Origin of the sequence: Algoriphagus hitonicola (assembly GCF_900113375.1) — a bacterium.
GTDB classification, from domain to species: domain Bacteria; phylum Bacteroidota; class Bacteroidia; order Cytophagales; family Cyclobacteriaceae; genus Algoriphagus; species Algoriphagus hitonicola.
In genome coordinates, this window is record NZ_FOPC01000011.1 from 1 (window position 1) to 5814 (window position 5814).

At 43.4% G+C, this 5814-nt stretch carries 7 protein-coding genes; all 7 read left to right on the top strand.

The annotated features are described in order from the left end of the window. The first annotated feature begins 287 nt into the window (after positions 1 to 287). The 7 genes from BM043_RS14340 (at position 288) to BM043_RS14365 (ending at position 5124) form a co-directional block, all read left to right on the top strand. On the top strand, positions 288 to 521 hold the full coding sequence (locus tag BM043_RS14340; RefSeq protein WP_092792839.1) for a thioredoxin family protein: 234 nt from the start codon (positions 288 to 290) through the stop codon (positions 519 to 521). 8 nt (positions 522 to 529) lie between these two features. After that, positions 530 to 1081: a permease gene (locus tag BM043_RS19790; protein ID WP_218144152.1), complete on the top strand. Its 552-nt coding sequence runs from the start codon at positions 530 to 532 to the stop codon at positions 1079 to 1081. Beyond that, on the top strand, positions 1018 to 1506 hold the full coding sequence (locus BM043_RS19795; RefSeq protein ID WP_377901150.1) for a permease: 489 nt from the start codon (positions 1018 to 1020) through the stop codon (positions 1504 to 1506). The genes BM043_RS19790 and BM043_RS19795 overlap by 64 nt, the downstream gene beginning before the upstream one ends. A gap of 92 nt (positions 1507 to 1598) precedes the next feature. Further along, a complete protein-coding gene (locus BM043_RS14350; protein WP_092792841.1) occupies positions 1599 to 2894 on the top strand; it encodes an acetolactate decarboxylase in 1296 nt (431 codons plus the stop codon). Positions 2895 to 2965: 71 nt separating this feature from the next. Next, positions 2966 to 3697, top strand: coding sequence for an acetolactate decarboxylase (locus BM043_RS14355; protein WP_092792843.1), 732 nt, complete (start codon positions 2966 to 2968; stop codon positions 3695 to 3697). Between the two features lie 420 nt (positions 3698 to 4117). Then, positions 4118 to 4687: a hypothetical protein gene (locus BM043_RS14360; protein ID WP_092792846.1), complete on the top strand. Its 570-nt coding sequence runs from the start codon at positions 4118 to 4120 to the stop codon at positions 4685 to 4687. Continuing rightward, positions 4684 to 5124, top strand: coding sequence for a DinB family protein (locus BM043_RS14365; RefSeq protein ID WP_092792848.1), 441 nt, complete (start codon positions 4684 to 4686; stop codon positions 5122 to 5124). Before BM043_RS14360 ends, BM043_RS14365 begins: the two co-directional genes overlap by 4 nt. Positions 5125 to 5814: the final 690 nt, after the last annotated feature.

The following is a 5814-nucleotide window of genomic DNA, read 5'->3' on the forward strand; positions in this document are numbered from 1 at the left end:
GAGCAACGAATTCACGGATAACTTTCGGTGATTTTGGCGGAAAATCAAGTTTCATTTGCTTCCGTCTTCGGTCTTCTCTCTTTTTTCTTATCTCTAGGCTCTTATTTCTTATTTTTCTCCTCTATTCCTGTCTGCACGAACAGAAATAGGCAGATAGGTGGCCAAGCGTTCTGTCGGATACGGACCACACCGTAGGAATTGGAAGCATTTTTCAGATCAAGAGGTGATTAATATCACCTTACTGAAACGCGATCTATCGTATTTTTACGATTATAAATTCAAATCCTATGAAAACGATCAAAATTCTCGGCACAGGTTGCCCCAAGTGCAAGCAAACAGAAGCGGTCATCAAGGAAGCCCTCATTCAATCTGGAAAAGAGGCAGAGGTGATTAAAGTAGAGGATATTCAAAAAATCATGGAATATCATGTCATGAGCACTCCCGCTGTAGTGGTGGATGAGGAAGTCAAACTCAAAGGCAAAGTTCCTTCCATCCAAGAGATTCTCTCTTTACTTGATTAATCCTCGGCATGTTTGATTGGCTTCAAGATCTCGCAGATTGGCTGGTTTATAGCATCATAGGTTTGGAGGAAAGCTCCAAGCTGGGGATTGCTATTAATTTCTTTTTCTACGATACGGTCAAGATTTTGATACTTTTGATGCTGATTACCACCTTGATGGGCTTGGTCAATGCCTATTTTCCGGTGGAGCGGCTTCGGGATTTTCTTCATAAAAGGAAATTGTATGGGCTAGAAAATCTTCTCGCCTCTTTCTTTGGGGCGATCACCCCATTTTGTTCTTGCTCGTCGGTACCATTGTTTATCGGCTTTGTGCAGGGTGGGATACCTTTGGGAGTGACTTTTTCCTTCCTCATCACCTCGCCCCTGGTAAACGAGATTGCCCTGGCCATGTTTGTGGGATTATTTGGGATCAAATTCACCTTAATCTATGCACTGACTGGCATTCTGCTGGGTACAATTGGAGGAATGGTGTTGGGCCGAAGGGCTTGGAAAAATACTTGTCCGAATGGGTTCAAAACCTCATCAAAGCAAAGGCTGAAGGTACCACCGATTACCAGATAGAAAATATTGCATTTACAGAGCGCTTAAAAATGGTTTTGAAAGAGGCATGGGATATTGTCAAAAGCATCGTCATCTACGTCATCATCGGGATCGGAATCGGGGCTGCCATGCATGGTTATGTACCGGAGAATTTCTTTGAGCAATACCTCGGATCAGGGCAGTGGTGGACCGTGCCTCTCGCGGTCATCTTGGCTGTCCCGCTCTACTCCAATGCGGCTGGTATCATTCCGGTGGTTCAAGTGCTCGTGGCCAAGGGAGTTCCTATTGGGACTGCAATTGCCTTTATGATGGCGACTATTGGCCTTTCTATTCCGGAGGGGACATTACTCAAAAAAGTCATGACTACTCGACTGATCGGGATTTATTTTGGTGTGGTGACTTTATTTATCATTATATCAGGCTTTATGTTCAACTTATTTCTTTGATAATCACTATAAAACAAATTCACCTTCCCCAAAAATGCCTTTCTCAATTGCATATCGGGAAGTTTATTAATCTATCAAAACAACTATTACCGATGAAAAAAGTATTGCTGGCAATTACGCTATTCTTAAGTTATTCGATTTTGCAGGCTCAGGTGAAGCATGCGGGGGCCATGAGTGAAATGGGTAAAACAGGATTTGCTCCCAGGATTTCACTAGACTCTCTACAAAAATATAAAGGATTGATCGCCTTGGGTCCTCTCGGGAAAATGCAGGGAGAAATTACCGCCGTCGATGGAGTTCCCTATACCGGCATAGTCACGGCTGATGAAAATAGCAGTGTCCAAAAGGAATGGCAGGTGGATGCACCTTTTTTGGTCTATGCCCATGTGGAAGAATGGGAAGAAATAGGATTGCGTGGTCGGGTAGGTTCGATTCAAGAGTTAGAGCAATTAATAGAATCCACATTGACCGCCAATGGAGTTGATTTGCTGGAGCCTTTGCCTTTTCGGATTCAGGGGGCATTTGATCAGATGGTCACTCATATTGTGACACCCCGATCCGCTGATGTTCCCGGCTATGTGGAAGGGAAAACTCAAAGTAACTTTGATCATGAGCAGGCATCCGGTGAGTTAATCGGTTTTTATTCTAAAGAAGGGAAACGCATCTATACCCACCACGATAGCTTTATGCATGTTCATTTTTTGAGTGCGGACAAGAAATTTGCCGGTCATTTGGATCAATTTGAATCTATGTTGGATGGGGCTAAGCTTTTGGTTCCCAAGGCACGAATACAGCTTTCCTTTGCGGTGATTGATACCGAATTTTCAAAAGGAAGACTAGGTTTTGAGCAGCGTGTAGGATTGGATGATTTAGTGAAATTTCACGGACATTTATGTGATGGTTTGGTCCTAGGTGCCAAAGCCTTGGATCATAGCTTTCAAGTTCTTTTTGATCAGGATAAGATCGACCGCACAGATATTCGGATCATTTCTGCACCCTCTCCATGTCTGACTGATGTAGCCACTTATTTGTCGGGAGGTCGAATTCAATTTGGGACCCAGTCTGTTCAGCCCCTTGCAGATGGATTGTTTGTCATTCAGAGAATCAGTGATGGCAAGACAATTAAAATTGGCATGAAGCCAGGAATCAAACCCCTAGAGATCATAGAAATGACCGCTAAGGCGGAAAATGCAGCCCTTAGTCCCTGTGAACTCGATGAATTAAAGCAATTGGAAGACGAATTTTCTAGAGAGATTCTTTATACTCAAGCCAGCGAAATTTTTGATTTCGAAGAGTTGGAGGATTTCCAATGGAGTGAGATTCCACAGGCTGTTTTTCCCAAAACGGATGTAATCAATAAGAATCAAGGGATCTGTTCCGCAAGCTGAAAAAAGCCTCTTCGAATTCAGAAATTACCCTCAGCTGAGCAAGATAATCTTAAAAAAACCTACCCAAACAGATGTACAAGCAACTAGTGTTAACAAGTATTTTTATTGGCATTTTTCTTTCGCAGGTAGCTGCACAAGAGATTAAACTGATCGGAAGTACCGCCAATATCATGAAAGAGAAAAATCTTTCAGCCAATCTCAGTTTGGATTCCCTAAAGGGTCGAAAACATATGTATGCGATTGGTGCCGTAGAAAATCTACAAGGCGAGGTTTTGATTATCGATGGTAAGCCCATCGTGGCCGAACTGGATGACAATCGGCAGCCAATCTGGACTTCTACTTGGAACCGGGATCTTATATTTTTGGTCTCCGCTGAAGTAAGTCAATGGAGAAAAATCAAGTTGGATCAGCCAATAAGCAATAGGATGGAATTGGAAAAAGTGATCTTTGATTATGCACAAAAGGAAGGACTTGACTTGGTGAATGGTTTTCCCTTTCGGGTAAAAGTAAAAGCAAGGAAAATACAAGCCCACATTGCGTACTTACGGCCGGAGAGTATTTTGGAGTTTAGTCCGCAGGTGAAAAAGCAGGATGATTATCCGCTGAAGCTGATAGAGGAATCCGTTTTTATCATTGGTTTTGCAGGGGAGACGGCAGGAGGAAGATTTGCAATGCCGGGAATGCCTGGACGTGAGGCGAGCAATATGCATATGCACTATGTAAAACCTGGATTAAAAGAAGCCGGGCATATTGAAGATTTGGAATTTGAGGGAGTCTGGCAATTGTGTCTTCCTTTGAAGTAGGGGAAAGCAAGGAGAGTGGAGACGGTAGCTGGAGGAGTTTCGAACTCGTGGGATCTACGAATGTGATCTGGTGGAAACTTAATTCCCAAGATAGATGGACTAGGTGTATGGTAATGGTTTTCTCCGGAAATTATAGAATACATTCCTACCTGAATTACCTCACTCCTGAGCAGTTCGGAGAAATAATAAAAACAAAGGCCGCATGAAGAAAACTGAACTCGAACTAATCAGGGGGATTTTTTTTCTAAATCCCACTGATTAGTTGAGTAGCCCCGCGGCAGGCGGCATTAAATCAAATCAAAAAAAGGCTTAAAATATTGTCCAGTTTTTTGTAATAAATCCAATAATTGAGATTAAAGTCAAAACTCACTCACAAATAGAATAAATTAGAGCTAGCTATTGACCCAAAAACCCTTTCAGATGAAAAATGCACTAACTCTTTTTTTCCTTTTCTTTGCGGTGCAAAGCTCGGCCCAAATCAAGGGTTCACAGGATTTTTGGGAAACCCTGGCCAAGCACTGTGGGAATGCCTATGAAGGACAATTGGTCAATCCAGAGTCTGATCCCCGTTTTGAGGGGAGACTCATCATGCATGTGCGATCCTGTGAAGAGGATGCGATTAGGATCCCATTTTTTGTAGGGGAAGATCGTTCTAGAACCTGGATGTTGACTAAGGAGGACGATCGAATCAAACTCAAGCATGACCATTGTCACGAGGACGGTTCAGAGGATGAAATCACCCAATACGGTGGAATCTCATCGAATACGGGATTTTCGGCAATGCAGCTGTTTCCTGCCGATCAGGAAACCACAGATTTGATCCCTTATGCTGCTGGCAACGTTTGGTGGATTACGGTGGACGAAGAGGCTTTTACTTATAACCTGAGACGCATCGGTTCGGAAACCTATTTCTCGGTTAAATTTGACTTAACAAAACCAGTGGAAACTCCCCCGGCACCCTGGGGTTGGGATAATCAAACGAAAAAATGAACGAGCAATTAATCGAACTCTGGAAAGAAGGAAGAACTCGCTTTACCAATTTGTTGGATAAAATCACAGAAGCGGACTTGGCTAAAAAGCATGGAGAAAGTCCTAATTCAGCAGGTTTTTTGATCCGACATGTTGCTGAGGTGGAATTGCTCTTTGCCAAAAATGTGTTTGGATTAGCTGAAGTGAAAATCACAGCTAAAACGCTGATCGCAGGAAAGGATACGGGGGAATGGACAGCTCTTGATGAGCTAAAGCAAATTTCGGCCTATGCGGAGGAGATGTTAGAGAAAGAGATTTTGGCCCAGGAAGATTGGTCGGAAATCATCGAGACCAAAGAATTTGGGAAAAAGACAAAGGCCGCTGCTTTTGGCCGCATAGTCACCCACACGGCTTATCATTCCGGTCAGTTGGGGTTGATTCTCAAATATGGGAGTTGATTGATGAGGTGATTTTTTTGCTTGTATTACCTTCTTTTCCTACACCTTTATAAAAATGTGCCGTCCCTACGGGACTCCTAAGCTAAATCTCAGCCATTTTTCCAGCCGTTAAAACGGCTGGCAAGAAAATCGCTCGTCACTACGTGACTTGTCGCCTCTGTTCGTGTCATCAAGAACAGGAATTAAGAGATGAGTTGGGAAAGTGGTCTTAGGGATACACAGACCAGGACGTAGAATCCAATTCTTGCAATCGTGGCTAAAAAAGGGAGCCACGAATTCACGGATAACTTTCGGTGAATTCGGCGGAAAATCAAGGGTCATTTCCTTCCATCTTCAGTATCCCATCTTATTTCTTATCTCTCGGCTCTTATTTCTTAACTTTCGCCCCGGTTCGTGCCCTCACGAACAGGAAAAAATCTTATTGCGTGTTCACCTGGGCAGATGGAAAAAATGGCAGGTGAAACACAGACCAAGGAGAAGTATCCAATTCGTGCATTCGTGGCTAAAAAAGGGAGCCACGAATGCACGAATTTTTTTATTGTCTTCATGCACAGAAACTAAAAAATGTGCCGTCCCTACGGGACTCCCAAGCTATATCTCAGCCATTTTTCCAGCCGTTAAAACGGCTGGCAAGAAAATCGCCCGTCACTCCGTGACTTTTCGCTTCGCCTCTGTTCGTGTCTGCACGAA

Coding starts and splice junctions, on each gene's coding strand:
- BM043_RS14360 (WP_092792846.1), top strand. CDS start 4,118: ATGAAAAATGCACTAACTCTTTTTTTCCTTTTCTTTGCGGTGCAAAGC.
- BM043_RS14350 (WP_092792841.1), top strand. CDS start 1,599: ATGAAAAAAGTATTGCTGGCAATTACGCTATTCTTAAGTTATTCGATT.
- BM043_RS14365 (WP_092792848.1), top strand. CDS start 4,684: ATGAACGAGCAATTAATCGAACTCTGGAAAGAAGGAAGAACTCGCTTT.
- BM043_RS19790 (WP_218144152.1), top strand. CDS start 530: ATGTTTGATTGGCTTCAAGATCTCGCAGATTGGCTGGTTTATAGCATC.
- BM043_RS14340 (WP_092792839.1), top strand. CDS start 288: ATGAAAACGATCAAAATTCTCGGCACAGGTTGCCCCAAGTGCAAGCAA.
- BM043_RS14355 (WP_092792843.1), top strand. CDS start 2,966: ATGTACAAGCAACTAGTGTTAACAAGTATTTTTATTGGCATTTTTCTT.